19 protein-coding genes, 10 tRNA genes and 1 rRNA gene (1 of these 30 only partly in view) are annotated in these 26,680 nt (G+C 50.9%); 2 read left to right on the forward strand and 28 right to left on the reverse strand.

Translation table 11 applies throughout. The features are described 5' to 3' along the window. Positions 1–32 precede the first annotated feature (32 nt). The 10 genes from ACAF76_RS19990 to ACAF76_RS20035 form a co-directional block, all read right to left on the reverse strand. Entirely contained in the window at positions 33–1,805 is a 1,773-nt protein-coding gene (locus ACAF76_RS19990; RefSeq protein ID WP_400164599.1) for an alpha/beta hydrolase family esterase, read from the reverse strand. Between the two features lie 605 nt (positions 1,806–2,410). Next, positions 2,411–3,442 carry a LacI family DNA-binding transcriptional regulator gene (locus ACAF76_RS19995; RefSeq protein WP_400164600.1) on the reverse strand — a complete coding sequence of 344 codons (1,032 nt, stop codon included), beginning with the start codon at positions 3,440–3,442 and terminating at the stop codon, positions 2,411–2,413. A gap of 185 nt (positions 3,443–3,627) precedes the next feature. Further along, on the reverse strand, positions 3,628–4,905 hold the full coding sequence (locus ACAF76_RS20000; RefSeq protein ID WP_400164601.1) for a TRAP transporter large permease: 1,278 nt from the start codon (positions 4,903–4,905) through the stop codon (positions 3,628–3,630). A gap of 1 nt (position 4,906) precedes the next feature. Continuing rightward, positions 4,907–5,449 carry a TRAP transporter small permease gene (locus ACAF76_RS20005; RefSeq protein ID WP_400164602.1) on the reverse strand — a complete coding sequence of 181 codons (543 nt, stop codon included), beginning with the start codon at positions 5,447–5,449 and terminating at the stop codon, positions 4,907–4,909. 77 nt (positions 5,450–5,526) lie between these two features. After that, positions 5,527–6,546 (reverse strand): DctP family TRAP transporter solute-binding subunit, encoded by a 1,020-nt coding sequence (locus tag ACAF76_RS20010; protein ID WP_400164603.1) that lies wholly within the window; start codon positions 6,544–6,546, stop codon positions 5,527–5,529. Between the two features lie 100 nt (positions 6,547–6,646). Then, positions 6,647–8,077 carry an aldehyde dehydrogenase family protein gene (locus tag ACAF76_RS20015; RefSeq protein WP_400164604.1) on the reverse strand — a complete coding sequence of 477 codons (1,431 nt, stop codon included), beginning with the start codon at positions 8,075–8,077 and terminating at the stop codon, positions 6,647–6,649. 20 nt (positions 8,078–8,097) lie between these two features. Continuing rightward, the gene (locus tag ACAF76_RS20020; RefSeq protein WP_400164605.1) at positions 8,098–9,861 is read right to left on the reverse strand and encodes a thiamine pyrophosphate-binding protein; all 1,764 of its coding nucleotides are present in this window, start codon (positions 9,859–9,861) and stop codon (positions 8,098–8,100) included. Between the two features lie 46 nt (positions 9,862–9,907). Continuing rightward, on the reverse strand, positions 9,908–10,846 hold the full coding sequence (locus tag ACAF76_RS20025) for a hydroxymethylglutaryl-CoA lyase (RefSeq protein WP_400164606.1): 939 nt from the start codon (positions 10,844–10,846) through the stop codon (positions 9,908–9,910). A 44-nt stretch (positions 10,847–10,890) separates the two neighbouring features. Further along, entirely contained in the window at positions 10,891–11,685 is a 795-nt protein-coding gene (locus tag ACAF76_RS20030; RefSeq protein ID WP_421617301.1) for a sugar phosphate isomerase/epimerase family protein, read from the reverse strand. Between the two features lie 53 nt (positions 11,686–11,738). Next, positions 11,739–12,482 (reverse strand): SDR family NAD(P)-dependent oxidoreductase, encoded by a 744-nt coding sequence (locus ACAF76_RS20035; RefSeq protein ID WP_400164608.1) that lies wholly within the window; start codon positions 12,480–12,482, stop codon positions 11,739–11,741. Positions 12,483–13,318: 836 nt separating this feature from the next. Here ACAF76_RS20035 and ACAF76_RS20040 point away from each other — a divergent pair. After that, on the forward strand, positions 13,319–13,774 hold the full coding sequence (locus ACAF76_RS20040; RefSeq protein ID WP_400164609.1) for a GNAT family N-acetyltransferase: 456 nt from the start codon (positions 13,319–13,321) through the stop codon (positions 13,772–13,774). A 251-nt stretch (positions 13,775–14,025) separates the two neighbouring features. Here ACAF76_RS20040 and glmS read toward each other — a convergent pair whose 3' ends face one another. The 6 genes from glmS to sigW all read right to left on the reverse strand — a co-directional run bounded on the left by glmS (position 14,026) and on the right by sigW (position 21,084). After that, positions 14,026–15,858, reverse strand: a complete 1,833-nt coding sequence (gene glmS / locus ACAF76_RS20045; protein ID WP_400164610.1) for a glutamine--fructose-6-phosphate transaminase (isomerizing) — start codon at positions 15,856–15,858, stop codon at positions 14,026–14,028. Between the two features lie 470 nt (positions 15,859–16,328). Beyond that, positions 16,329–17,675, reverse strand: a complete 1,347-nt coding sequence (gene glmM, locus ACAF76_RS20050; RefSeq protein WP_400164611.1) for a phosphoglucosamine mutase — start codon at positions 17,673–17,675, stop codon at positions 16,329–16,331. 43 nt (positions 17,676–17,718) lie between these two features. Next, on the reverse strand, positions 17,719–18,966 hold the full coding sequence (locus ACAF76_RS20055; protein WP_400164612.1) for a YbbR-like domain-containing protein: 1,248 nt from the start codon (positions 18,964–18,966) through the stop codon (positions 17,719–17,721). Beyond that, positions 18,959–19,777 carry a diadenylate cyclase CdaA gene (gene cdaA, locus ACAF76_RS20060; RefSeq protein WP_400164613.1) on the reverse strand — a complete coding sequence of 273 codons (819 nt, stop codon included), beginning with the start codon at positions 19,775–19,777 and terminating at the stop codon, positions 18,959–18,961. The genes ACAF76_RS20055 and cdaA overlap by 8 nt, the downstream gene beginning before the upstream one ends. 104 nt (positions 19,778–19,881) lie before the next feature. Further along, complete coding sequence (locus tag ACAF76_RS20065; protein WP_400164614.1) at positions 19,882–20,505, reverse strand: zf-HC2 domain-containing protein; 624 nt, start codon at positions 20,503–20,505, stop codon at positions 19,882–19,884. Between the two features lie 15 nt (positions 20,506–20,520). Beyond that, a complete protein-coding gene (gene sigW, locus ACAF76_RS20070; protein ID WP_400164615.1) occupies positions 20,521–21,084 on the reverse strand; it encodes an RNA polymerase sigma factor SigW in 564 nt (187 codons plus the stop codon). Between the two features lie 174 nt (positions 21,085–21,258). Between sigW and ACAF76_RS20075 the strand changes: the two genes are divergently transcribed. Next, complete coding sequence (locus ACAF76_RS20075; protein WP_400164616.1) at positions 21,259–21,408, forward strand: Spo0E family sporulation regulatory protein-aspartic acid phosphatase; 150 nt, start codon at positions 21,259–21,261, stop codon at positions 21,406–21,408. 185 nt (positions 21,409–21,593) lie between these two features. On the opposite strand, the gene rocF is transcribed toward ACAF76_RS20075, so the two are convergent. The 12 genes from rocF to ACAF76_RS20135 all read right to left on the reverse strand — a co-directional run. After that, positions 21,594–22,490 carry an arginase gene (gene rocF / locus ACAF76_RS20080; protein ID WP_400164617.1) on the reverse strand — a complete coding sequence of 299 codons (897 nt, stop codon included), beginning with the start codon at positions 22,488–22,490 and terminating at the stop codon, positions 21,594–21,596. Positions 22,491–22,629: 139 nt separating this feature from the next. Next, a tRNA-Gly gene (locus ACAF76_RS20085) sits at positions 22,630–22,703 on the reverse strand. Positions 22,704–22,756: 53 nt separating this feature from the next. After that, positions 22,757–22,833: transfer RNA gene (locus tag ACAF76_RS20090), tRNA-Pro, on the reverse strand. A 32-nt stretch (positions 22,834–22,865) separates the two neighbouring features. Beyond that, positions 22,866–22,939, reverse strand: a tRNA-Arg gene (locus ACAF76_RS20095). A 16-nt stretch (positions 22,940–22,955) separates the two neighbouring features. Then, positions 22,956–23,031 (reverse strand) — tRNA-Lys (locus ACAF76_RS20100). A gap of 8 nt (positions 23,032–23,039) precedes the next feature. Next, positions 23,040–23,114: transfer RNA gene (locus tag ACAF76_RS20105), tRNA-Gln, on the reverse strand. 22 nt (positions 23,115–23,136) lie between these two features. Further along, a tRNA-Tyr gene (locus ACAF76_RS20110) sits at positions 23,137–23,221 on the reverse strand. A 172-nt stretch (positions 23,222–23,393) separates the two neighbouring features. Beyond that, positions 23,394–23,469: transfer RNA gene (locus tag ACAF76_RS20115), tRNA-Val, on the reverse strand. An 83-nt stretch (positions 23,470–23,552) separates the two neighbouring features. Continuing rightward, positions 23,553–23,629: transfer RNA gene (locus tag ACAF76_RS20120), tRNA-Glu, on the reverse strand. A gap of 25 nt (positions 23,630–23,654) precedes the next feature. Continuing rightward, positions 23,655–23,730: transfer RNA gene (locus tag ACAF76_RS20125), tRNA-Thr, on the reverse strand. 1 nt (position 23,731) lies between these two features. Further along, positions 23,732–23,807, reverse strand: a tRNA-Asn gene (locus ACAF76_RS20130). 55 nt (positions 23,808–23,862) lie between these two features. Next, positions 23,863–26,680 (reverse strand): 23S ribosomal RNA (locus tag ACAF76_RS20135) (it continues 153 nt past the right edge of the window).

Consider the following 26,680-nt stretch of genomic DNA (forward strand, 5'->3'; position numbering starts at 1 on the left):
ATCAATTTGGAAGCGAGTTTTTGACCCCTAGATTATTTGATGTAATGACGGACTCCCTCTTTATCCATCTCCCAGCGAGAAAACCATTCTTCCCACAGTTCCCATACTTCAGAGACGATAAAATTATGGGCTCTGTCCTTGGTCTGCGTGTATTTGTACATCGGGATGCCGTTTTCATCATACCAAGTGTAGGTTGTAAATCGATCTACTGTGGTCACCACAGCATCATCCATTTCTCCCAGACCGTTTCGATCAAGCCAGTATTGGACTGTATCGTTGACCTGACCCGGGATAGTGTGATCCCAGTTCGCGATGTCATATTGACCAAATATCAGATAAACCGGCATTTTATCCGTCTTTCCTTCAGCAGGTCTTCGCTCAATCATCAACGGACCGGAAGTGGAACCGACGGCGGCGAAATATTCCGGCATTACCATGGTTGCATAATTGGAGAACATGGAGCCCAGCGATTGGCCGGTAAGATAACGCCTGCCGGGGTCGGTATTGTAGTCTTTGTCAATTTGTGAAATGACTTCCTTTAGGAACAGAAAGTCATCTTGCTTATTGGAGTCACCCCAGATATTCCAAGTCACTTCTGTAGAGGAGCTGTACTGTTCGCTTGGCATAACAAGCATGAAACCGTACTTGTCAGCTACTTCCCACCAATGGCTCGCATCGAAGAATACCCTGGCTTGCTGCGTGTTTCCGGCAAGAGCATAGACAACCGGAATATTTTCTTTCGGAGCTGATTTCGGCACGTAAACCAGATATTCACGAACGTAACCGTCCAACACCATTTCCTTGATCTCGACGCCCATCTTTTTATAGTCTGGCCTTACGCCAAGGACGTTGCCGTTGATCGAGGTGCTGTCATAGCGTGTGTAGTAGGATAGAAACTCGTATAGATGCTTGCTAAACCCTTTGTTATAAACGTCATGTTCCCCTTTTTCCAGAACCGCAACCTGCGAACGGACATCGCTGTAGGAGGTTACGATGCTATCGGAATCCTCATCCTGCATGAAAACGGTACTTCCCATCAGCGCATCTTTTTGGTCCGTTCCCTCTGCGCCAGTGTCATTGGCAGCTTTCCAATACGAAACAAGGTTTTCAACAGCATTCAGGTCTTTATTCACGAACCAGGTCGGAACAGGAACCTCGCTGTACGAGATGTCCTTGTTTTCGGGGAAGACTTGTGTGCCGGTCTTGGCAATGAAGGCTTCATCCAGATCCTCCGTTTGCACAAAAGCGGAACTAATTACGAAATGCGGATTTTCCATGGCCCAGGCCTGGAGGGCTGTACCGCCTTTTCCGTAACCGGCCAGATAAAACAAACCGAATGTATTGTAATAGGTTGTATCCCGCAGGATTTTGAACGCTTCATTGAGATAGACAAGTTCTTGCTCAACCGTGCCCCAGCCATCTGCCGCAGGCTCCAGTATGAACAGGCCTTCTGATTTTTCATTGGCAATATCAAGCCAGCCTGTTATTCGCAAAAACATTTCCGTGGTCATACCATCTGGGACAGCGATGACCGTAAAATAGTCGCGGACCGTCGTCTCTGGCGCAACATAGATTTTGACCGTTCGCGTTTCCTCACCCACTGAAACATTGCGGGTGAAATAACCGGTAAGCGGCAATTTGTTGCCCTTCGAGTTGTCAATGGACGGTTTTTCCATCCCATCGAGGGAGGTAGCTATCAGTTCTGTTTGTACACCAGTTGCTGCCGGTGCCGCTGAAACCGGTATTGCACTTGAAGACAACAATAGTGTGGTCACAAGGATTGGAACTGTTATTTTCAATATCATTTCTTACACTCCCTTTCGAGGAAATGAGATGACTGATTAGATCGATCTAACAAAATCGAAAAAATGTTTCTTTACTTGACCTTGCGTTGACTGCAAAGGGATTCATTTTCATCAGATAGAGTTGACTTCCCCCTAAAAATGCAAGGGATTCCTTCGACTCAAACATTCCCCCTTCCATACCATCTAGCCGCAAAAGTTTTTGCCCATTACGACTGAATATGATCTTGTCTGTAGAGAACCAAGCTGTTTATTAGATCGGTCTAATAAAATGGAAGCGATTTCATTATAATTTTCCGGATATACGTTTGTCAATTCAGAAAAAACAGAATATTGCATTGGCCATGCGCACGGAAACAAACTACAGTTGCCCAACCTCTTTTTCGTTTATCTGCCTTCCTCGTCTGCCGAGGGACCGTAGAGACCCGGCACACGGGAATGACATAGAAAAAAACACCTCCAAGTTGTCCCCATATCCTATGACATGGTCGCATTCTCTTGAAGGTGTGTGGATTCATCTCACCTCATGGGATCAGTCCCGAACGAATTTCCCCGTTCTTTTCCCGGAAATTCAAGCTAAACACGTACATGAACCAGGTGTGTACGATTTACAATCTGAGACTGCTGCATGACTCTCTGACGACAAGTTCAGGTTTCAAGATAATGCGTTTCGGCGGCTCCACCATACCGACGATTCGTTGATGGAGCAATTCAGCCGCGTGCTTCCCCATTTTGTCGGGAAAGGTGGATACTGTCGTTAATTCTGGACTGTGTACGGCAGACTCCGATATATTGTCAAACCCGATGACGGAAAAATCCGGTCCAGGCTGCATACCAGCCGCCTTCAGCCCTTTCATCACACCTAAAGCGACGACGTCATTAAAACATAATGCAGCCGTTGGCGGAATCGGATGCCGTAAAATCCGCTCTACGATTTCGATGCCACCTTTTCGGGTGATTGGTCCTTCCATCACCAAAGATTCGTCGATTTCAATACCGGCTTGGGTGAGTGCGTCAAGGTACCCCTGCTTTCTGTCTCTCCACGTCGATATTTGCGGAGAACCGCCGAGTAATGCGATTCGACGGTGACCGTTCGCGATCAGATATTCAACAGCCATCTTCGATCCCGCAATATTGTCCACGCCAACGAAGTCATAATTCGTCATTTGCAACGGTTCTCTCGTCGCAATAACCATCGGAATGCCCCATTGCTTCAACTGATCCAAATTTTCATGGGAGCTGCCCGAGACTGGACTTACTATCACCCCACCTACTCGATACTCCAACATCATAAATAAGAGTGTTTCTTGTTTTGTCGGTGAATCGCCAGTCGCTCCCAAAAGCACCGTATATCCTTGTTTATCAAGCGTTTGCTGCACGCCCTCGACCAATTCGGAAAAAAAGGGGTTGGAGATTTCCGAAATAATAAGCCCAATTGTCGAAGAGCTTTGAGAGCGAAGGTTAGCTGCTACTCGATCGTATACATAACCTAAACTTTTCATAGAGGCTAACACTTTTTCACGTGTCTTTGCGGGAATCCGTGGATGCCCGCGTAAAGTCAGCGATGCGGTTGACTTGGATACACCTGCGTGATCGGCCACTTGCTGCAAGGTTACACGTGATGTTTTCTTTCCATTCATAACGTCACCTACTATACGATTGAGATCCATCTGTCTGTATGAATTATACGTTAGCGTCTCTATTTTAAAAGATCAATCTATTCCAATATACCAAACTAACCATACACTGGAAAAACGAAATTTCTTTTTGGCAACGAACTGACATCAAGAAAGGTTGGTCTGGGTTACACCTGATAGGCTCCAGACTACGTAAACCATTCCAGGGGAACCGTAACGAGAGACGGGAACAAGATTAGTAAAATAAGCACTACGATCTCTACCAGCAAGAACGGCCAGATTCCTTTCAATATATCTACCAGCGTAATTTTTCCTACACTGCATGCTACATTTAACACAGTGCCGACAGGAGGAGTCAACAGACCGATACATCCGGCAACGACAAATACCACGCCAAAGTATACCGGATCGATGCCTGCCAGATTTACGAGCGGCATTAAAACCGGGGTGAGAATCAAAATTAACGGAACCATGTCCATCGCTGTTCCCAAAGCGATTACCAGGAGAGTGATAATGAGCATTAGGGCAAGCGGACTTTCAATCAATGGCTCCAGCAGGCCCGTCAATAGAGAAGGCAGATCAGCAACGGTAATCAGCCAGGCCGATACCATGGCGGCAGCTACCAGGAACAAAACGGTACTCGTCATTTTTGCAGCCGCAACCAAAACCTTGTACAATACCTGAATTTTCAGCTCACGATAAATCACCAAACCCACAAACAGCGCGTAGAAGGCAGCGATAACCCCCGCTTCGGTAGGCGTAAAGATCCCGCCGCGCAATCCCGCTACAATAATGACCGGCAACAGTAGCGCCCAAATCGCTTCTCGCGTGGCCTTAACGATTTCCTTGCCGGATTTTCGAGGGAACACCTGCATATTATCCTTACGTACCAGCCACCACCAGATGACAATCAGTCCCACTGCAATCAGCAGGCCCGGAACGATACCAGCCATAAACAATTTGGTAATCGAGACACCGCTCGTTACACCGAAAATAATCATCGGTATGCTTGGCGGAATGATGGGCGCAATGATGCCGCCAGCAGCAATCAGCCCTGTCGAACGATTCCTGTTGTATCCAGATTTGACCATCATCGGGATGAGAATAGCTCCCAAAGCTGCCGTATCCGCTACCGCAGAACCGGATAAACCGGCAAACAGGACACTACCGAGGATTGCCACATAACCCAATCCGCCGCGAATGTGCCCAAACAGCGCCATGGCCAGATTCACGATTCGTTTGGAAATACCGCCCGCGTTCATCAATTCTCCGGCTAGAATGAAGAACGGTACAGCCAGAAGAGGAAAACTGTCAGCACCTTTAATCAGGTTTTGAGCGATAATGACGCTATCGAAAATGTCCAGATAGATCATCAACGCCACACCGCTTGCCAGCAAAGCAAACGCAATAGGAGCACCCAACGCCATGACTCCCAGAAGCACAATAGCAAAAATCGTTAGCGTCATGTTACTTCTCACCCCCGGAAGCAGGTTCAGTCAGATCGGTGCTGGGTTCCGCGATGTCTTCATCCGGCGGTACAGTTGGCATTTTACCGGTGATAATTTGGTAAATGTGAAACAAAATGACAACTCCCATCCCAAGGCTGCAGACAATCCCGACCCCAAACAGAACCGCATATGGCAAGCCAGTAGCAGGGGCAAGGCTTTCCAAGCTGAGAACCGTCAATTTCCAGCTTCCATCCAGAACGAGCCAAAGAATAAATAAACAGATCAGATTCGCCAGTAGAAGGGAAACGCGCCGGAGGCTCTCCGGCAACTTTTTGATAACCAGATCGACTCCCAAGTGGCCATGATCCTTCAACGCTCCTATGGCTCCGAGAAAGACCATCCAAACAAACAGAAAACGCGACATTTCCTCCGCCCACGGGATTCCGGAATTCAAGGCATACCGCAAAACGACATTACTGAAAACGAGTATTGACATGAGTGCCAGGCAGACCGCCATAAAGACATTGAGAAATGAATTTAACAGTTTGCTGATTCTCTCCATGGTTCACCCTCATTGGTTTTGACGTAGAACCGATAGCTCAAAGAATGGAGGTTCCCTAAGCTATCGGCATAACAACCCTACTTCGTCGCTTCTAGCAGTTTATTGACCAGATCTTCCCCAAGCTCTGCCGCATACTTTTCATATACAGGTCTTACTTTTTCCTGAAACTTATCCTTTTCTTCCGGACTCAGTTCGGTGATTGTCATTCCTTGCTGAACCAAATATTCCATCGCCTCTTGGTCTTCCTGCTGGTTTAATTGACGCGATACTTCTTTCATCTCATCTGCAACCTTGGCGATAATCTCTCTCTCCTGATCGGTCAGAGAATCCCAGAAATTTTTGCTGACCAGGAAGATCATCGGATTATATACATGGCCCGTTTTGGTTAAGTATTTTTGTACCTCGTAAAACTTGGCGGTTGTGACATTGCCGGAAGGATTTTCCTGTCCGTCTACCACTTGCTGTTCCAACGCTGTAAACAACTCCGTATAGGCCAGCGGAGTAGGTGTAGCCCCCAGCTCTTTCCACAGATCCAAGTGAATTGCGCTCTCCATCGTCCTGATTTTCAGCCCGGCAACGTCATCGGCCGACTTTACTTCCCTCACGTTATTCGTCAGATGCCGAAATCCGTTTTCCCAATAGCTCAGACCGACGACCCCTGTTGGCGGCAAATCTTCGAGCAATTCTTTTCCGACAGGCCCGTCAAGAACTTTATAGGCCGTCTCTGCATCTTTGAACAAAAACGGCAGTTCCAAAGCATTAAATCGCGGAGCATCCGCAGCGATTGGCGCCGGAGCGATAAGTGAAGCCTGAATTGTATTCGCTTTCATTCCGTTGTAATTATCACGGTCTCCACCCAGTTGCCCATCCGGGAAAATTTGCACCTTGATCGAGCCGGCGGTTTCCGCTTCCACTTTTTCGGCAAAGCTGTACAGCGCTTTGGCGTACGATCTGTCCTTCGGCACCGTAATCGCGACCTTCATGGTTTTTGGCGCTGGCTGACTGTCCCCGGTAGTTGAATTGCTGCTATTCGAAGAACTGCAGCCTGCCAGTGCCAACATGCACGTCAATACGGAAAATACAACGAATTTTTTCATGGAAGCCCCCTGTAAATGGAATTTTTAGGTACATATTTGATGCAGTCTCCACTTTCCTCACATTGAGTTGTCGTGAAGAAAGCGGAAACTGCTTGTCCCTCTATTTTTCTAAATCAGCATCGTAGAATTGCCCAAACAGTTCTTCATCGGAAGGCTTGTCCTCAGGAATCGGCGTGGAAACCCATGTTGTATTCAAGTAATGTTTCAGGTGTATATTTTCCGAGGTGATATTGCCTCCCCATGTTCCACAGCCCATGCTGGAAGTCATCGGCATACCATTGTTGAATGCTCCGGCGTTGGCTTTCGACTGTGGCTGACGCACCATAATTCTGCTCACGGGAGCAGCGAGCGCCAGACGGTGAATGTGGTCATCATCGAAGGAGTAAATTCCGACCGAGTGGCCTCTACCTCCTACTTCATAAATCGCCCGCATCGTATCAAGCGCGTTTTCAAACTCACCCTCGTATTTGTAAACAGCCAGCAATGTGGTCAGCTTCTCGCCGGAAAAAGGATGCTCTTTACCGATTTGATCGCCATGAACGATGATAAACTTGCGATCGGCGGGAATCGTAAACCCGGCTTCTTCCGCCAATTTTTGCGGGGCAATCGCAACAGTCGTCGGGATGCGATGACCTTCCGCGTCCCACATGGCATCGCGCAGCTTCGCCTTTTCTTCCTCGTTGGCTATATAGCCGCCCTCGGCGACCAATTGTTCCAGCAACGCATCAAAAATGCTCTCATGGATGATGAGATTACCGTCTGCGGAACAGCCGGAACCAAAGTCAGACGTTTTGCTCAACATGGTGTTGCGCGCCGCTTCCGCCACATTTGCGGTTTCGTCGATAATCATCGTGGCGTTGCCTGCTCCCACACCGTAAGCCGGAGTTCCGGAGCTGTAGGCACTCTTCACCATGTCCTTTCCGCCTGTCGCAAGTACGAGATCGGCTCTGGCCATGAGCGCTTTCGTCATCGGAATATTGACATTCGTCAGACATTGCAGGATGTCAGCAGGCGCGCCTTCTCTCTCCAACGCCTCTCTCATCAGGCGAACTGTCTCGAAGGTAGTTTTCTTCGAACGCGGGTGCGGTGAAAAAATGACTACATCACGGGCTTTGATGGCGTATATTGCATTTCCCGCCGGTGTCAAATCGGGATTGGTCGTCGGGACGATCGAACCGATGACGCCGACAGGTTTGGCGTATTTGACAATCCCCTTTTCCGGAATTTCTTCGATGATGCCTACGCTCTTTTGACGCAAAGCGTCCCTCAGTACGCCGCGGATTTTGAAGCGCTTGTTCATCCGGCTCTCGTAATCGCCCAATCCGCTCTCCTCGATCCCCATCTCCACCAACCGCTGGAATGTTCGCTTGTTGGCGACCGCCCAGGCGACGGCTTGGCTGAGACGGTCCACCCGCTCCTGATCATACGTCTCGATGATCGCCAGCGCTTTTCTGGCTTTTTCAAACGCTTCGTCCAATTCCTGCTGCTGTACTTCGGTTAGCTCCGTCGGCTTTGTTTTTATCTCTGCCACTGTCGGTTCCTCCTCCACATTTAGGCTTCCACTGCTACGTGATGCACTTTTTTGTCCGGTGAATAGATGTCCATGATATTCCAATGTCCTGCTGTCGGCGTCGGAATGTTTTGCATCTGCACGTCGATGACAAACGGTACGTTCCTATCAATCGCCTGTTTGAGCACCGTTTTAAACTCATCCGCCGATTGGATTTTTACCCCCTCAATGCCATATGCCCGGGCGATCGCCGCGTAATCCGGAGAGTACGGCTGCCCATCTCTTTGGAAAACGGTACCCAGAAGAGTTCCGAAATGGGCCTTTTGCAGTCCGGCAATGGTGCCGAACGCGTAATTGTTCATAATGACCCAGATGACCGGAATGTTTTGTTCGGCAGCAGTCGCCAGAACCGCCGGATTTTGCCCGAAACCGCCATCACCTACCAGGGAAATGACCACTCGTCCAGGTTGGGCGATTTTTGCCCCCAACGCAGCAGGAGCGCCGAAGCCCATCGTCGCCAGTCCCCCCGGAGTGAGTACAGTCCCTGGCTCGTAAACGGGGAATTGCTGCCCTACCCCGTTTTTGTTCCAGCCCACGTCGGTGGTAATGATCCCGTTTCGGGGCAAGACCTCGCGCACATCTTGCAATATCCGCTGCGGAGTCATCGGGAACGCATCGGAAATGCAGTGTTCCTTGTTATCAGCTTGAAAGTCAGCCCGGTAGGCCGAGATTTTTTGCTTCAGCTCATCATTTTGCCGGCCATTTGGATACAGCTGTTTGGCTACACGGTTCATCACTTTTAGCGTTTCTCTCAAATCGGCCACAACGCCAATCTCGGCAGGATAGTTTCGGCCAATCTCACTGGGATCAATATCGATATGGATCAGCTTGGTCTTCGGAATATCAAATGTATACTCATTTTCCCAGGAGCTCGCGTCCGCTTCCGCAAAACGTGTGCCCAAGGCCAAAATCAAATCGGCATTGCGGGTCGTGTCATTGATGAAAGTCGTTCCCCAAAAGCCCGTCATCCCCAAAGCAAACGGATGATCGTCAGCGATTGCGCCTTTTCCCATCAAACTGTAGGCTACCGGAATACTCAAATGATCCACCAGCTGCTTCAATTCCTCTGCGGCATCCGCAATCATAATGCCTCCGCCCGCATAAATGACAGGGGATTTGGCTTGAACCAGCATTTCGACGATCCTGGTTGCCGTTTCATTATCGATCGAAGGCTTGTGCAGCTTGCGGGTGTGGTGCTTCACCTTTTCGAACAGCTCCACATCGATTTCTGCGGAGAAAATGTCCATCGGTACAGAGACCAGGACCGGACCGGGTCTTCCGCTTTCCGCCAGTTGGAACGCCTTTTCCAAGATTTGCGGGAATAGGTCGGGTCGGTCAACACGCCATGCGCGTTTCACAAAAGGACGGTAAATTTCGTATTGGGAGGCATCCGCATGCAGATTGACTTCCTGGTGCGGATGCTTGCCGTAATAATGACTCGGCACATCGCCGGCAATGACGACCATCGGAATGGAATCGAGAGCGGCATTGGCCACGCCGGTAGCAGCATTGGTCAATCCTGGACCAAGATGACTCAGGACGACGGCCGTTTGCTTTTTCGCTCTCGCGTATCCGTCGGCAATGTGAGCGGCAATTTGTTCATGCCGTGTGTTGACAAACGTGATTTTGCTGCCTTCCAACGCTGACAGGACAGCGATATTGGTATGTCCGCATAGACCAAACAGATGCTCTACACCGCGATCCTCCAAATATTTCACCAATTGATGAGAAAGTAGCGCTTTCATGGATTCATTCATGCCCCCCGCTAAATAGATTTTTTGACGTTTCCCCTCACCCGAGCTTCTGCTGTGATGTCGGTTTTTGATGCAGCTGTGAACACGGACCTGCCTGCAGAAGAAAACTTCCGCCATCGTAGCCGATCATATCTTTGACTTGACGAGCGACAGCCAGCAATCGAGCCTCGTTCACCCCTGTGCGAACCCCCATTTGTTCAAACGCGTGGATTAAATCCTCCGTGGCGATATTGCCCGTTGCACCTGGCAAATAGGGACAGCCGCCTAATCCCGCAATGGAACTGTCAAAGTGCACTATGCCCTGTTGAAGGGCGGCGACAGCATTCGCCAACGCCATCCCGCGCGTATTGTGCAGGTGCATGGAAAAGGTCACGGAAGAGAACTGTTTGACCAATACCCCCAGCATGTGATCGACTTGCTGCGGATTGGCCACCCCGGTGCTGTCCGCCAAAGACACTTCGTGTATCCCCAGGCTTTGGTAATGCTCAATGATCGAGCAGATTTTCTCCAGCGGGACTTTTCCTTCAAACGGACATCCGAATGCTACCGAGATAGATCCGCCCACAGCAACGTCGTGTTTTTGCGCCAATTCGATGATCGGTTTCATCCCTTCCAGCGCATCCTTGACGAGACAATTGCTATTGGACAAACTATGGGAGTCGGTAGCGGACAGCATCAGCTTCAGCTTTTTGATCCCCACGTCAATCGCACGGGCTGCCCCTCGCACATTTGGCACCAAAGCGCGAAGTTTGATCTCTTGTTGATCCTGCATCGCGCGGACCACTTCCTCGGCATCGCGCAACTGGGGTATCGCTTTCGGGTGTACAAAGGACGTGATCTCCATCGATGTGAGCCCTGTAGACGCTAACATTTTCACGATTTCGACTTTCTTCTCGGTGGGAATCCACTCGTGTATTGCCTGAAATCCGTCACGCGGTGCTACCTCGCAAACGGTTACATGAGTTGGCAGCTTCATCATTACCCTTCCTTTGTCAAAATAGGTTGTTCATTGCTTCGGTCTTACTGCTGCTGGTCGATAACAGCTTTTGCCGTCCGCAGACAACGCCGCGCATACTCCTCATACCCCAGCTCCTGCGCCCGTCGTAGATTCGGGATCTCTATGGAATAAGGGATTTCCGGCAATCGCTGGACGAGTCCCCGCAAATCAACGCCGCCTTCTCCAATATAAAGTCGCTGCTCGCGCCCGATTCGTATCCATTCTTCTTGTGTGGTCGGCAGTTCGGTTGGCGCATCGTTGATGTGGGTAAAGTGCAGCCATTCGTCCGAAACGGCGTCCAACTCGTCAAGATTGCCGCCGACAGCATACCAGTGAAGTGTATCGATCAGAAGGCCGGCATTGTCACTATTAGCGGAACGAATGATGTCCAGCGCTTCACCTATCGTCGGGACACTTGACCAGTACACAAATTCGAAGTCTACTGTCAGGCCATATGGCTTGGCCATCTCGCACAGCTCGGCATATGAATCAACCAGGAAATTGCGCTCATTGCTCCAACCGCTGGTGATGATATGACGTCCGCCAAGCTCTGCAGCTGCTTCCATCGCGGGTATGTAGCTTTGCAAATCTACCCCATCGTAAATGCGTGCCAGTTCGACGTCGAGCAACCGGATTCCGGTCTCGCCAAGGGCCGCCTTGGTGTCCTTCAGCAGCGCCTTGTCTTCAGCCAATAAGTATTTCGGTTCATTGGGAGTTCCCAGCGGAATCGGTCGAAAGCTGACAAAATCATAACCCGTCCGTGCAGCGATATACGTCATCTCGGGTGGTGAACAGCCAAACACTGTGAGATAGGCCAAAGAATACTGCCTTGCCATCTTATACACCTCCATTTCCTGTCCAGGACGCTTGCCTACATATACAATCCGCCGTTTACATCGAGAACTTCACCCGTAACCCAAGAGGCTTCATTACTTCCCAGGTACAGTGCCGCATACGCTACGTCTTGATTCGAGCCAAAACGGTCGATGCACACACCAGCCTTCAGCATCGCCACTTTATCCGGCGGCATATCCTTGTTGAACGGCCCTTCTACTGGCCCAGGCGCAATCGCATTCACGGTAATGCCCCATGGGCCAAGTTCGCGAGCCAAGGCCATCGTCAAGCCGATGATCCCTGCTTTGGACGCGGCGTAGTTGACACCGACATTGGGTCTGCCTGTTCGGCCGCCCAAAGAAGAGATATTGACGATGCGTCCATAATTGTTTTTCTTCATTTCCGGGATGACCGCCTTACAGGCAAGGTACGTTCCCGTGAGATTAACATTGAGGACACTTTGCCATGACTCCTCCGACATTTCATCGATGGGCAAATGCTTGGCGATACCCACACAGGTAATCAAGATGTCAATTTTCCCAAACTTCTTGACACACAAGTCGACTGCTTGTTCCAGATCATTAAATTTGCAAACGTCTCCTGCAAACGCTTGCACACGATCACCGAATGAAGAGAGCTGGCTGATAGCCCGATCCAGCAGCTCCTGATCCCGATCGAAAAGCAGGATTGACGCTCCGTTTTGGAGAAATTCATGTGCAATTGCCCTGGCTATTTCACCCCCACCACCTGTGATGAAGGCAACTTTGTCTTTTACTCTCAACGTACTTTCTCCTTTGTATTCCTTGTCGTTTGGCAGGCACACCCGCCTTCTTGCACACGGCGTTGCTCGGCTGTGAATGGGACCAAAAAAGCAATATGCCCGAAGCATGTGCAATAAACCATCTTGCGCTACAGATTTGGAACTCTTTGATTTAGTATATCGATTTACTAAAAGACCCTCGTCCCTTCCTTACGCCGATTAACCTCACTGGTGTAACGGAGTAGTTTGAAAGGCCGGTTACTTAGTAGTTTAGTAGATCGATGTACTTTCTAGAGTAAGACTTCGACTCGTAACGAACTCATTAGTAAATCGATGTACTAAAAGTAAAATTTCGATTAGTAAATCGATGTACTAACCCTTACTAGCTCAAAACTCACTACCTGTTTCCCGTTTGAATTGTACTACACATACAAGGATTTCAAACTTTACTGAAAAATTCAAGTATATCGATTTACTAAACAATTCTGCACTTGCTTGAATTACTATAAATGTACTGGCTCTTGTTCACATTGTCAATTAACAATTTTCAATCTTACGAATAAAATACTTTTTACTAACTAGGGGCATTGGTTTCTGAATGGGTGTGACTTCCTTACATGCAGATGCATGTAAGATCAAAACATGCGACATTAAAAAAATGTAAGGAAAACCCATGCGAAATTTTCATTTCTCATTTTCCTTATATTAAGTTAAGATATATAAAATGAAACTTAGTTTTATCAGATGAAACTAACGGAATTTTTGCGAACCTTTTTTTATACTCATTTACACATCATTGACCCACGTTTTCCTTGAATAGAGAAACACCTTATAACAATAAAATTTGGGAGGTCAGTATGGAATTTAAAACTGCAACTGCAAACCATCTTCCCGCAATTGTCCGTTTGTTGGCGGATGATGAATTGGGTGCTACTCGTGAGCGTTTTGAACATCCACTGCCAAAAGCATACATGGATGCTTTTGCAAAGATTGAACAACAGGCCGGGAATTCCATAATCGTTGCTTTGGATAACGACGAAGTTATTGGTTGTCTTCAGCTTACAATTATTCCGGGGATTGCAAGATTAGGAATGATACGTGGTCAAATTGAGGGTGTTCGTATTGACCGTAATTATCGTGGCAAAGGAGTTGGAGAAGCCTTATTCCGATATGCTATTAATGAAGCTAAAGCAATGGGTTGCGAGATGATTCAACTGACGACTGATAAAAAACGTAAAGATGCCCATCGCTTCTATGAACGACTTGGATTTGTTGCTAGTCATGATGGTATGAAACTTTTGCTCAGTGATTAGTTATTGAACGAGCGGGTGTCGATCGTTCAATGGAGCAGTCTAAAACTATTTTCAATTACCTGGTGATTTAGAAGACCGGGACTGCCTAGTACCTAAGGGTTCCGGTCTAACACATCATTATCACTGGACAGTAGCAGATATATCTTAGAACGTAACTCGTGTAAAAAAAGTCCCGATGAAAAAATCATCAGGACTTTTCGTGTATGTGAGACTACATTGATTTTGGTTACAAACACTTAACCCCAAATCGCTTACTCCACCGTCACACTCTTCGCCAAATTCCGTGGTTTATCCACGTCCAGGCCACGAGCGACGGAAGCGTAGTACGCAAGCATTTGCAATGGAATGACAGACAGAATCGGAGTGAGCATCGGCAGTGTGGCCGGGATCGTGACGACTTCGTCGACGGTCTTGGCCAGCTCGGTATCGCCTTCCATCGCGAAGCCGAGGATGCGGCCGCCGCGGGCTTTGACTTCGACGATGTTGCTCACCATTTTTTCAAAAATATCCGGTTGGGTGGCGAGTGCCACGACCGGTACGTTTTCTTCGATCAGCGCGAGCGTTCCGTGCTTCAGCTCACCAGCCGGATACGCTTCGGAGTGGATGTAGGAAATCTCCTTGAGCTTCAGCGAGCCTTCCAGCGATACAGCGTAGTCCAGGCTGCGTCCGATGAAGAACAGGCTGCCTACGTCCTGGATGCTTTCGGCAAAGGTGCGCATGCTATCGGACTGCTCCAGCAGCGTGGAGATTTGCGCCGGGATCGCTTGCAGATGGTCCACGATATTCGCGATCTCTGCGGAAGCGATCGTGCCTTTTACCTGCGCCAGATACAGCGCGAACAGGTACAGTGTCACGACCTGGGACGTATACGCCTTCGTCGAGGCGACCGCCACTTCCGGTCCTGCCCACGTAAACAGCACTTCGTCTGCCTCACGCGCCACAGAGCTTCCTACCACGTTGGTGATCGCAAGGACCTTCACCTGGCTCTTTTTCGCTTCGCGCAGCGCAGCCAGCGTATCTGCCGTCTCCCCCGATTGGCTGATGACGATCATCAGCGTGTTGTCGGAGTAGATCGGGTCGCGGTAGCGAAACTCGGAGGCGACCGCCACTTCGACCGGAATACGCGTCCATTTCTCGATGACGTCTTTTCCGACCAGACCGGCGTGCATGGATGTCCCGCAAGCCACGATGTAAATCCGGTCATACGAAGCGAGCTGGGCATCGCTCATTTTCAGCTCTGGCAGGATGACACGCTTGCTGTCCGGGTCGATGCGCGGACCCATGGTGTCGCGCACGGCCTGCGGCTGCTCGTAGATTTCCTTGAGCATGAACGAATCGTAGCCGCCTTTTTCAGCCTGCACCAGATCCCACTCGACATGGAAAATCTCCCGCTCCACCTTTTTGCCGCTCTCCACGTCCATCAGTTCGACACCGTCACGCGTGAGCACAGCCATTTCGCCTTCGTTGAGGATGTACACATCGCGCGTATGCTCCAGGATCGCCGGAATATCCGAACCGATGAAGCTCTCTCCCTCGCCGATCCCTACGACCAAGGGGCTCGCCAGACGAACAGCTACCAGCTTATCCGGCTCATGCTCCGTCATAATGCCCAGCGCGTACGCTCCGCGCATCCGCTTCACAGCTTTGCGCGCCGTGGAGACAATATCCCCGTCGTACATGTCAGCGAGCAAGTGCGCGATGACTTCCGTGTCCGTCTCCGAGGTAAATGTGTACCCTTTGGCCAGCAGTTCTTCCTTGATCGGCAGGAAGTTCTCGATAATCCCGTTGTGAACGACAGCAAAGGCATGCTTCTCGTCCAGATGCGGGTGAGAGTTTTCGTCTGACGGTTTTCCGTGAGTCGCCCAACGCGTATGACCGATACCGACTGTACCGCGCAAAGGCTGCGCAGCCAGGCGCTCCTCCAGTACAGCCAGACGACCTTTTGCTTTATCGAACTCCAGGCCCTGTTCGTTCAGGACAGCTACCCCAGCCGAGTCATAGCCGCGGTATTCCAGCTTGCGCAATCCTCCAACGACAACCTCTTGCGCTGATTTATTTCCAATATATCCAACGATTCCGCACATAAGTTAGGTATCCCCTTCCACGAAGGCGGGGGACACAACCCTGGTTCATGGTACGGGGGTGTGCCCCCGCCATTCCATTTTTGAATGTGTTTTCTACAGATGCTTCATTCTATTCACACGACGCAACAATGTATCACACAACAGGTCTTTGTCCACCGGATCGCTCCGATGTTTTGTCCCTGTGTTCCTCGGCAGTGATACGCTGCCGGGAGGTACCCGCCGAACCTTCGATAAACCTCCACCTCGTCCACTGGGCGCATTTCCGTCCGGCCCAGTGCTGGCGCTTTCCAACATGAAATGTTTCTTTGCTTTGTCCTGCGCTTTTCCTTTTCGCTCACCGCCTCCTTTTTATGTAGCCCTCTGGCGAACAGTATCACTTTACCACATAACGCAGCAAACAGCAATCTGCCACCCTGACCATATGTGTATGCACGAAGGAGAGGTATGGAAACCTCTCCTTCGGCATGTTTTTATACCAGTTCTTGCTTCACGACGGCAACGATGCGGTCGACCAGGCTTTGCAGTTGGTCCGTGTCCGGGCCTTCTGCCATGACGCGAACGATTGGCTCTGTTCCGGAAGCGCGAACCAGCACACGTCCGTTGCCGGCCAGCTCCTCCTCCACCTCGCGGATCGCCTGCTCGATCGCCGAGTTACCGTTCAGTTTGCTTTTATCTTCGACACGTACATTGACCAGCAGCTGCGGGTATTTGACCATGACCTGCTTGAGCTCCGACAGCGGCTGCCCCGACTCCTTGATGATGTTCAGCAGTTGCAGACCGGTCAATAGCCCGTCACCCGTCGTGTTGTAATCGAGGAAGACGATATGCCCCGATTGCTCTCCACCCAGATTGTAGCCGCCGCGCAGCATCTCTTCGACCACGTAGCGATCTCCTACCGCCGTTTTCGTCGTGTTGATGGAACATTCCTCCATCCCTTTGAAAAAGCCCATATTGGCCATGACGGTCGTCACGACGGTGTTGTTGTTCAGCTTGCCTTTGGCTTTCAACGCACGCGCGCAAATCGCCATGATGTAATCCCCGTCGATGATCTCCCCGTTTTCATCCACGGCGATGCAGCGATCTGCGTCACCGTCAAAGGCGAGACCGAGATGCGCGTTTTGCTTCACGACTTCTTCCTGGAGTCGCTCCGGATGCGTGGAGCCGCACTGGTCGTTGATGTTGGTGCCGTTCGGGTTGGCACCGATGGTGAACACTTCTGCCTCTACGTCTGCAAACAGTCGTGCCGCCAGCGAAGAGACCGCTCCATTGGCGCAGTCCAGCACTACCTTGATGCCGTCAAATCGCTCGGTAACGGTGCTTTTCAAGTGAGACAAGTACTTCTGAGAACCCTCAAGGAAATCGATGACTGTCCCGATTTGCTCTCCGGTTGGTCTTGGCAAGTTGTCCTCGCCAGCATCCAAGTATTGTTCGATTTCCGCTTCCATCACATCGGACAGCTTGAAGCCGTTGCTGCCGAAAAACTTGATCCCGTTATCGGGAAACGGATTGTGTGAAGCGGAAATCATAACTCCGGCATCTGCACCGAGTGCTCGTGTGAGATAAGCCACTCCTGATGTAGAGATGACACCCAGTCTGACAACCTCGGCTCCGACCGAGAGCAAACCAGCCATCAGTGCGTTTTCCAGCATTTGGCCGGAAATGCGGGTATCCCGTCCGATCACCACTTTTGGCTTTCCTTCGTGCTTATGCTTGGTCAAGGTATACCCGCCGACGCGTCCGATTTTAAATGCCAGCTCTGGTGTCAATTGTGTATTTGCTACCCCGCGAACACCGTCTGTACCGAAATACTTCCCCATGTTTGTCCCTCATTTCCTTCCTTGTGCGCACAACAGCTTATGTCTACCTTTGCTTGCTCGTGATTTCCACGGTAACCTGCTTCGGAGCGTTCGCTGCAGTCTTGATGTAATCCGATTGGTTGAAGATGTAGTTTAGTGTAACTTCGTATACACCTGCCGGCATATTGCTGATGTCAGCGATGATCTGCACATCTTCCTGCCTGAAGTCCTGCAGCACTTCTGCGGCCCCGATCACGTCAAAATCAAGCGTCGAGATTTCTTCACCCGTCGTGGACAGGACCCTCGCCTGCAAGTTCTCCGACAGTCCGCTAATGCGGATCGGAATACGTTCCAGACGCCTTGTCGTGGAGGGAACCACCTTCAGCGAAACCTTCAGATACTCCGGCTCTACTTTTACGATATTTTCCCTCAACGGTATTTTTAATTCCATGACGCGATCCGATGTCAGGTTCCCGAGGTCAATGCTTGGTCCTGGGTAGGTGCTTGTTGCCAGTGCATCCACCACTTCCTTGGGCCCGTATACGGTCACTTCATCTACGCTGCTTTCCACACTAGCCAAACTATAGCCATTCGGCATTTCGTTCGTCAAGTTTAATTTCAGTGGCACTTTTACGAACGGACTGGTCACCGGAATGTCCACTTCTACCGTAAGCGGCGTCACATCTGCGCCCGGTATGACGTTTCCGGATTTGTCGACGACCTTCAATGGCACCGTAGTCTTGATCGGCGAAATCGCCCCTTCCAGATCGACGGTTGCCTTGACGGCTGCGACGGTATCCACCTGGCTTTCCGGCACGCGGACGAGCGCACGGAACGGCTTGACGATCGGCTCTCCTGCCGAGTACCCGGGAGCCACGACACCGAGCAATTCCACCGTCACTTCCCGCTCTACCGTCTTCTTTTCCTCCAGCGTGATCTCCACCATATTGGGGATGACACCGACCTTTACATCCTCGGGAAACCCTTTGTACTGGACAGGGACCTTGTGCGTGCCTGCTCCCAGGCCCATCGCATCGACGTAGACCTCCCAGGAGTCCGTCGGGAAAAAGTTGTGCCGGTAAAACGGATTGCTGCTCTGCAGCGCCACCTGAACCGTATTCGGCTGCCGTACTACCTGATACTGGTCCGTGTCGTACTTGACATGCAGCGTAACCCCGTCTATCAAAATGGGCTGATTCGTATCGGCAGGCGTGGCGGTGTCGGTCTCCAGGTTGACTACCATCCACATCATCACAGCCAAAAGAAGCGCTACAGCCCTGGCAAACCAATGACTATTCAACCACTTATCCATGTTTTCGCCTCCAGTGCCAACGACTGCCCATGGATTTGCTCTTCGACAGAGGATGCAGATTTTCTGTCAGCAACTCAGCCAGTTGAGCCTCCGTCAAGTTGCGGTTCATCGCTCCGTTTGCGGCAAAGGATACCTGTCCTGTCTCCTCCGATACGATAATCGACATCCCGTCCGAGACCTCGCTCACACCAATAGCGGCGCGGTGACGGGTCCCCAGCTCCTTGGAGATGGAGTTGTTCTCGGAAAGCGGCAGGTAACAGGCTGCAGCCAGGATGACGTCTTTGCGCATGATAACAGCTCCATCATGGAGCGGCGTATTGGGAATAAAAATATTTATCAATAATTCCGAGCTGACACGCCCATTGATCGCAATTCCAGTCTCCACAAAATCATTCAAGCCAGTCTCCCGCTCAATTACAATCAGCGCACCGATCCGCCTTTTCGCCATATAGGTAACGGATTTGCACACCTCCTGGACAACGCGCGTCACGGTATCATCGTCCTGGATGCTGCTGGTCCGAGCAAACAGCCTCCCCCGTCCGAGCTGCTCCAGCGCGCGCCGCAGCTCCGGCTGGAAAATGATGACGACGGCCAATACCCCGAAGGTAAAGGCTTGCGACATGAGCCAGTGCAGCGTGGTGAGCTGGAAATACTTGCTCACCAGCCAGGTGATGACGATCACCATGATTCCTTTCAGCAATTGTACTGCCCGTGTCCCACGGATCAGCATGATCAATTTATATATCACGTATGTTACGAGTAATATATCCGTACCATACCGTAACAAATCCCCGTAATCCAACGATATCATAGCGAAGCCCCCATATCTCGCTCCATCTCAATGCTGGCAGTCTTCTGTGGAAAAAGCACGGCTGCTCACGCCGTGCTACGAATAGCTGTACTCTCTATTTTCCCTTATCGCAAGACGGGAAGCAAGTCATTTCCAATATTTTTCACTTCATACCAGATCCAATCGACGATCGCTTCGATCGACTCTGTGCTACCCACTACCTGCGCTGTAGAGGCTACAAACACTTTCCCTTCGATTGCCACGACGTTGCCCAGCACTTCTCCCTGGACTTCCACATTTCCATTGCGAACGACCAGATCCCCGTCGATTTGCGTACCGGCCGGCACGACCACGACATTGCGCTCACGGTCTATTTTCAACTTGTCTAGTTCGGAGGAAGATACCTGTAGCGTGTCGTTACGGTCATACCAATTGGCGCTTACGCTTCCTGCCATCAAGACGAGGAAGACAGCAGCCGCGGTCAAAAACGGATGGTTCCGCAGCCAGGACGAAAACAAGGTTTTCTTTGAAGGAGCAGGCAATTTCGCCAGTACGCGAGCTGTAAAATCAGACGAGACATGGATGTGCGAAGCGCTTTGCACAAATGCGACTACCCGCTGCAGCTCATGGAGGTGTTGGCGGCACGTTTCGCAGGTTTTCAGATGGTTTTGCAAGCGTTGATTGCTTAGCTCGTCAGTCTCACCATCCAGCCATTCGTGGATGAGGACAACCATTTCTCGGCATTCCATCGTATATACTCCTTTCTACATCAATCGCAACTTACTGCGCAGAGCTTCCCGCCCGCGATGAATGCGCGTTTTGATCGTGGTCACAGGCAACTTCACGATCTCACTGATTTCCTGCAATGACAAATCCTCGATGTAGCGCAAAATCATTATGGAACGATATTTGGGTTGCAACTGGGACAGGGCATCCTGTACCGTTTCCTGCAATTCTTGTGTCACGACCTTCTCCTCAGGCGTTTTGTCCTGGGAAGAAAGACGCGAGTACCAATCGAGTCCGTCTCCCGTCTCGATTTCCGCATCCAGGTGAAAATCGGGCCGTTTCTTTCGGCCGCGGTCGATGCACAGATTGGTTGCAATACGGTAAATCCACGTGGAGAATTTATAGTTTTCATCATACGAATGCAAATTGGCATATACACGCAAAAAGGTCTCCTGCGCAATATCTTCTGCGTCCTGACGGTTTCCCACCATCCGATACGCGAGCTGAAAAATTTTGTCTTTATATATCTCAATCAGCTCAGCAAAGGCATCGCGCTCTCCACGCTTCGCTCGCTGAACCAACCGTTTTTCTACAAAATCCATGCGATCCTCCCCGCAATGCCATACTCCTTATACGGATGATACAGCATATGGTTTCGTCTTTGGGCATGTTTGTGTACGGAATTTAAAGGGAATTAGAGGAATAAATCCTGCTTCTTTCCCTATATAGTAGTAGTGGCAACCCTTCATTTCACGTATGTAAAGGAGAGTGGGACCATGAACAAAAATGATGTTCTCCTCCAAATCGAACAGTTGCGCCAAGAGCTTAATGATCGATACAAGGAACAGACAGCGATTACTCCGGAGCTGGTAGAGTTAAGTGCTAAACTGGACCGACTGTTGAATAAACTGTATCTCCATACTTGACTGTACATCTATCTTTTCCTGATGTAAAGAAAAGGTAATGAAAAGATTTTGACAGTGCGGGCGATACGTGAAGCGCAAGATGCGAGGTCATACGCCGTAACGGCGGGAGCTTCCTTCCGGTGTTTCCTTGTAAAAAAGGAGAGGGTGCCTGGGCCCTCTCCTTACTCTTGTTTGCTTGTGTCTACTTACAGTAGTTTATCGCCAAATGCGGAACTCATCAAGGCGACTGCAACGCGGGCAGTGTGGTTTTGCTGGTCGAGGATCGGATTTACTTCGACAAACTCGGTGGAACACAGAATATCGGCATCCGCCAGCATCTCCATAGCGAGATGTCCTTCACGGTAGGAGACGCCGCCAATCACCGGGGTGCCCACACCCGGAGCATCATGGGGATCGAGGCCGTCTAAGTCCAGGCTCAAGTGCACCCCGCCTGTCCCTTTGGATACATGGGCAATCGCTTCGTCCATGACGCGCGCCATGCCCAGCTTGTCAATTTCGTGCATCGTAAATACTTTGATGCCGATTCGCTTGATCAGCTCACGCTCTCCCTCATCCAATGAGCGAGCGCCGATAATGACGACGTGCTCCGGCTTGATCTTCGGTGAGAAGCCGGCGAGCGAGACCAGCTTTTCGTGGCCGTAGCCGAGACTGGCTGCAAGCGGCATGCCGTGAATGTTTCCGGACGGAGATGTCTCTCCTGTATTCAAATCACCATGTGCGTCAAACCAGATGACACCGAGATTGTTCACATGCTTGGCTACTCCTCCGATCGTTCCCAGCGCGATGCTGTGATCGCCGCCCAGGACGAGCGGAAAGCGGCCTTCCTGCATAATCTCGCTGACTGCTTGCGCCAGCTTCGTATTCGCCTCGACGACTTCGTGCAAATACTTATGGTTTTCCGTCTCCACGTATAGATGCGGCCGGGAAACGAAAATATCCCCTTTATCGTCAATGTCAAAGCCCATCTTTTCCAAACGGTCCACTACTCCCGCGTACCGGATTGCGCTGGGACCCATGTCGACTCCCCGCCTGTCTGCCCCCAAATCCATCGGTACGCCCACGATACTGATCTTTTTGTTCATCGTTGTGTCCCCTTCCACCAGCTACAGTTCAAATTCTCTCTATATTGTAGCCTCCTGCCAGGAAATGACTCAACTTCACAAAAAACTGCATAAAAAAACAGGCAACCACATTTGTGATTACCCGTTCTTTGCTTGTTCATGGAGCGGGTGATGGGAATCGAACCCACGCGACCAGCTTGGAAGGCTGGGGTTCTACCATTGAACTACACCCGCAAGATGATAGTGACAAAAAAGCACCCGCATATGCTGCCTGCAGGAGAAAAAGATGGTCGGGAAGACAGGATTCGAACCTGCGACCCCTTGGTCCCAAGCCAAGTACTCTACCAAGCTGAGCTACTTCCCGATATAGATTCCTTGTTAGATGGAGAATAAAAGCGTGCCCTGAGAGATTCGAACTCCCGACCTTTTGATTCGTAGTCAAACGCTCTATCCAGCTGAGCTAAGGGCACATATGTGAGAAAAAACTGGTGAGCCATGAAGGACTCGAACCTTCGACCCTCTGATTAAAAGTCAGATGCTCTACCAACTGAGCTAATGGCTCGTAAAAAATGGCTGGGGTACTAGGATTCGAACCTAGGAATGACGGAGTCAAAGTCCGTTGCCTTACCGCTTGGCTATACCCCAATAACCTCCGTCGATAAGAAACTGGTGGGGAGAGACGGATTCGAACCGCCGAACCCAGAGGGAGCAGATTTACAGTCTGCCGCGTTTAGCCACTTCGCTATCTCCCCATATGATATGAAAATGGTGGAGGCTGACGGGATCGCTTCCACTTGCGATACTACGTCGAAACCCCTTCACATGTAAGCAAGATCTGAAGTATCCGAGCAATACTCCTTTGATTTTCTTCAAGGGTGAACCGGAACGGGAGATCCCGTAACCGATAGCTACTACATAATAGCATGGTGGAGGCTGACGGGATCGAACCGCCGACCCTCTGCTTGTAAGGCAGATGCTCTCCCAGCTGAGCTAAGCCTCCAGATACCCCAAAATGTTGTTGGGGCCCCCGCAAAGTACTCGGTGTTGCTACAATGCATCCACTTCACTTTGTGGGGGATTTTATGGTGACCCGTAGGGGATTCGAACCCCTGTATGACAGCGTGAAAGGCTGCTGTGTTAAACCGCTTCACCAACGGGCCATTTGTTTCTTTATATGAAGTAAAATGGTGCTCCCGACAGGAATCGAACCTGCGACCTCTTCCTTACCATGGAAACGCTCTACCGACTGAGCTACAGGAGCGTGGCTCCTCGGGACGGACTCGAACCGCCGACCGATCGGTTAACAGCCGATTGCTCTACCAACTGAGCTACCGAGGAACAAGGAAGGATTATTCCTTCAAAACTGGATCTGCATGTTTGCTGTGGATTGTGTGTGGATAAGTCCTCGACCGATTAGTATTCGTCAGCTCCACGCGTTGCCGCGCTTCCACACCGAACCTATCAACCTCATCGTCTTTGAGGGGTCTTACCAGCTTGCGCTGTGGGAAGTCTCATCTTGGAGGGGGCTTCACGCTTAGATGCTTTCAGCGCTTATCCCTTCCGCACATAGCTACCCAGCTGTGCCACTGGCGTGACAACTGGTGCACCAGCGGTGCGTCCATCCCGGTCCTCTCGTACTAAGGACAGCTCTCCTCAAACTTCCTGCGCCCGCGACAGATAGGGACCGAACTGTCTCACGACGTTCTGAACCCAGCTCGCGTACCGCTTTAATGGGCGAACAGCCCAACCCTTGGGACCTACTTCAGCCCCAGGATGCGATGAGCCGACATCGAGGTGCCAAACCTCCCCGTCGATGTGGACTCTTGGGGGAGATAAGCCTGTTATCCCCAGGGTAGCTTTTATCCGTTGAGCGATGGCCCTTCCATGCGGAACCACCGGATCACTAAGCCCGACTTTCGTCCCTGCTCGACTTGTAGGTCTCGCAGTCAAGCTCCCTTCTGCCTTTACACTCTACGAATGATTTCCGACCATTCTGAGGGAACCTTTGGGCGCCTCCGTTACCTTTTGGGAGGCGACCGCCCCAGTCAAACTGCCCACCTGGCATGGTCCTCTCGCCCGATCAGGGCGACGAGTTAGAAACTCCGTACATCAAGGGTGGTATCCCACCGACAGCTCCACAGAGGCTGGCGCCCCTGCTTCAAAGCTTCCCACCTATCCTGTACATGATGCACAAAGTTCCAATACCAGGCTACAGTAAAGCTCCATGGGGTCTTTCCGTCTTGTCGCGGGTAACCTGCATCTTCACAGGTATTATGATTTCACCGGGTCTCTTGCCGAGACAGCGCCCAAGTCGTTACGCCTTTCGTGCGGGTCGGAACTTACCCGACAAGGAATTTCGCTACCTTAGGACCGTTATAGTTACGGCCGCCGTTTACTGGGGCTTCGGTTCAAAGCTTCGCTTGCGCTAACCCATCCCCTTAACCTTCCAGCACCGGGCAGGCGTCAGCCCCTATACTTCGCCTTGCGGCTTCGCAGAGACCTGTGTTTTTGCTAAACAGTCGCTTGGGCCTTTTCACTGCGGCCCCCTCGGGCTCAGCCCGCCCGACACCAGCTTACGCTCGCGTCGGGCGGGGACCCTCACCCTACCGGGGCGCCCCTTCTCCCGAAGTTACGGGGCCATTTTGCCGAGTTCCTTAGCAAGAGTTATCCCGCGCACCTTAGGATTCTCTCCTCGCCTACCTGTGTCGGTTTGCGGTACGGGCACCTTGTTCCTCGCTAGACGCTTTTCTTGGCAGTGTGAAATCAGGGACTTCGGTACTTGAATTTCCCTCGCCATCACAGCTTGTGCTTGACAGTGTGCGGATTTGCCTACACACCACACTTGCTGCTTGGACGGCCATCCAGTAGGCCGCTCACCCTATCCTCCTGCGTCACGCCATTGCTCAAACGGTACAGAGGTGGTACAGGAATATCAACCTGTTGTCCATCGCCTACGCCTTTCGGCCTCAGCTTAGGTCCCGACTAACCCTGGGAGGACGAGCCTTCCCCAGGAAACCTTAGGCTTTCGGTGGACAAGATTCTCACTTGTCTTTTCGCTACTTACACCGGCATTCTCACTTCCAAGCGCTCCACCGCTCCTTCCGGTACGGCTTCACCGCTGCTTGGAACGCTCCCCTACCCAGTCCGTAAGGACTGCCATAGCTTCGGTGATACGTTTAGCCCCGTTACATTTTCCGCGCAGAGTCACTCGACCAGTGAGCTATTACGCACTCTTTAAATGGTGGCTGCTTCTAAGCCAACATCCTGGTTGTCTGGGCAACTCCACATCGTTTCCCACTTAACGTATACTTGGGGACCTTAGCTGATGGTCTGGGCTGTTTCCCTTTTGACGATGGATCTTAGCACTCACCGTCTGACTCCCGGACATAAGTCATTGGCATTCGGAGTTTGACTGAGTTCGGTAACCCGATGAGGGCCCCTAGCCCAATCAGTGCTCTACCTCCAAGACTCTTCATTCCGAGGCTAGCCCTAAAGCTATTTCGGGGAGAACCAGCTATCTCCGAGTTCGATTGGAATTTCACCGCTAGCCACACCTCATCCCCGCACTTTTCAACGTGCGTGGGTTCGGGCCTCCAGTAGGTGTTACCCTACCTTCACCCTGGACATGGCTAGATCACACGGTTTCGGGTCTACGGCAACGTACTCTCGCCCTATTCAGACTCGCTTTCGCTGCGGCTCCGTCTCTTCGACTTAACCTCGCACGCTACCGTAACTCGCCGGTTCATTCTACAAAAGGCACGCCGTCACACATTGATCGTGCTCCGACTATTTGTAAGCACACGGTTTCAGGTACTATTTCACTCCCCTCCCGGGGTGCTTTTCACCTTTCCCTCACGGTACTGGTTCACTATCGGTCGCTAGGGAGTATTTAGCCTTAGCAGATGGTCCTGCCAGATTCATACGGGATTTCACGTGTCCCGCACTACTCGGGGTTGGTCTCGGAGAGACGCGCGTTTAGGTTACGCGACTGTCACGCTCTATGGTCAGCTTTCCCAAACTGTTCACCTACGCGCGTCTTTTGTAACTCCGTGTGAGACGCCCCACAACCCCGTCAGGTAAACCTGACGGTTTAGGCTGTTCCGCGTTCGCTCGCCGCTACTGACGGAATCACTCTTGTTTTCTCTTCCTCCGGCTACTTAGATGTTTCAGTTCACCGGGTGTGCCTTCTCGTACCCTATGGATTCAGATAC

Source organism: Brevibacillus sp. TJ4 (assembly GCF_044627595.2).
GTDB lineage: Bacteria > Bacillota > Bacilli > Brevibacillales > Brevibacillaceae > Brevibacillus.

What these genes read in the sequence shown, in the direction of transcription:
- ACAF76_RS19990 (WP_400164599.1), bottom strand. Translation starts at nt 1,805, where the DNA reads ATGATATTGAAAATAACAGTTCCAATCCTTGTGACCACACTATTGTTG.
- ACAF76_RS19995 (WP_400164600.1), bottom strand. Translation starts at nt 3,442, where the DNA reads ATGAATGGAAAGAAAACATCACGTGTAACCTTGCAGCAAGTGGCCGAT.
- ACAF76_RS20000 (WP_400164601.1), bottom strand. Translation starts at nt 4,905, where the DNA reads ATGACGCTAACGATTTTTGCTATTGTGCTTCTGGGAGTCATGGCGTTG.
- ACAF76_RS20005 (WP_400164602.1), bottom strand. Translation starts at nt 5,449, where the DNA reads ATGGAGAGAATCAGCAAACTGTTAAATTCATTTCTCAATGTCTTTATG.
- ACAF76_RS20010 (WP_400164603.1), bottom strand. Translation starts at nt 6,546, where the DNA reads ATGAAAAAATTCGTTGTATTTTCCGTATTGACGTGCATGTTGGCACTG.
- ACAF76_RS20020 (WP_400164605.1), bottom strand. Translation starts at nt 9,861, where the DNA reads ATGAAAGCGCTACTTTCTCATCAATTGGTGAAATATTTGGAGGATCGC.
- ACAF76_RS20025 (WP_400164606.1), bottom strand. Translation starts at nt 10,846, where the DNA reads ATGAAGCTGCCAACTCATGTAACCGTTTGCGAGGTAGCACCGCGTGAC.
- ACAF76_RS20040 (WP_400164609.1), top strand. Translation starts at nt 13,319, where the DNA reads ATGGAATTTAAAACTGCAACTGCAAACCATCTTCCCGCAATTGTCCGT.
- glmS (WP_400164610.1), bottom strand. Translation starts at nt 15,858, where the DNA reads ATGTGCGGAATCGTTGGATATATTGGAAATAAATCAGCGCAAGAGGTT.
- glmM (WP_400164611.1), bottom strand. Translation starts at nt 17,675, where the DNA reads ATGGGGAAGTATTTCGGTACAGACGGTGTTCGCGGGGTAGCAAATACA.
- ACAF76_RS20055 (WP_400164612.1), bottom strand. Translation starts at nt 18,966, where the DNA reads ATGGATAAGTGGTTGAATAGTCATTGGTTTGCCAGGGCTGTAGCGCTT.
- cdaA (WP_400164613.1), bottom strand. Translation starts at nt 19,777, where the DNA reads ATGATATCGTTGGATTACGGGGATTTGTTACGGTATGGTACGGATATA.
- ACAF76_RS20065 (WP_400164614.1), bottom strand. Translation starts at nt 20,505, where the DNA reads ATGGAATGCCGAGAAATGGTTGTCCTCATCCACGAATGGCTGGATGGT.
- sigW (WP_400164615.1), bottom strand. Translation starts at nt 21,084, where the DNA reads ATGGATTTTGTAGAAAAACGGTTGGTTCAGCGAGCGAAGCGTGGAGAG.
- ACAF76_RS20075 (WP_400164616.1), top strand. Translation starts at nt 21,259, where the DNA reads ATGAACAAAAATGATGTTCTCCTCCAAATCGAACAGTTGCGCCAAGAG.
- rocF (WP_400164617.1), bottom strand. Translation starts at nt 22,490, where the DNA reads ATGAACAAAAAGATCAGTATCGTGGGCGTACCGATGGATTTGGGGGCA.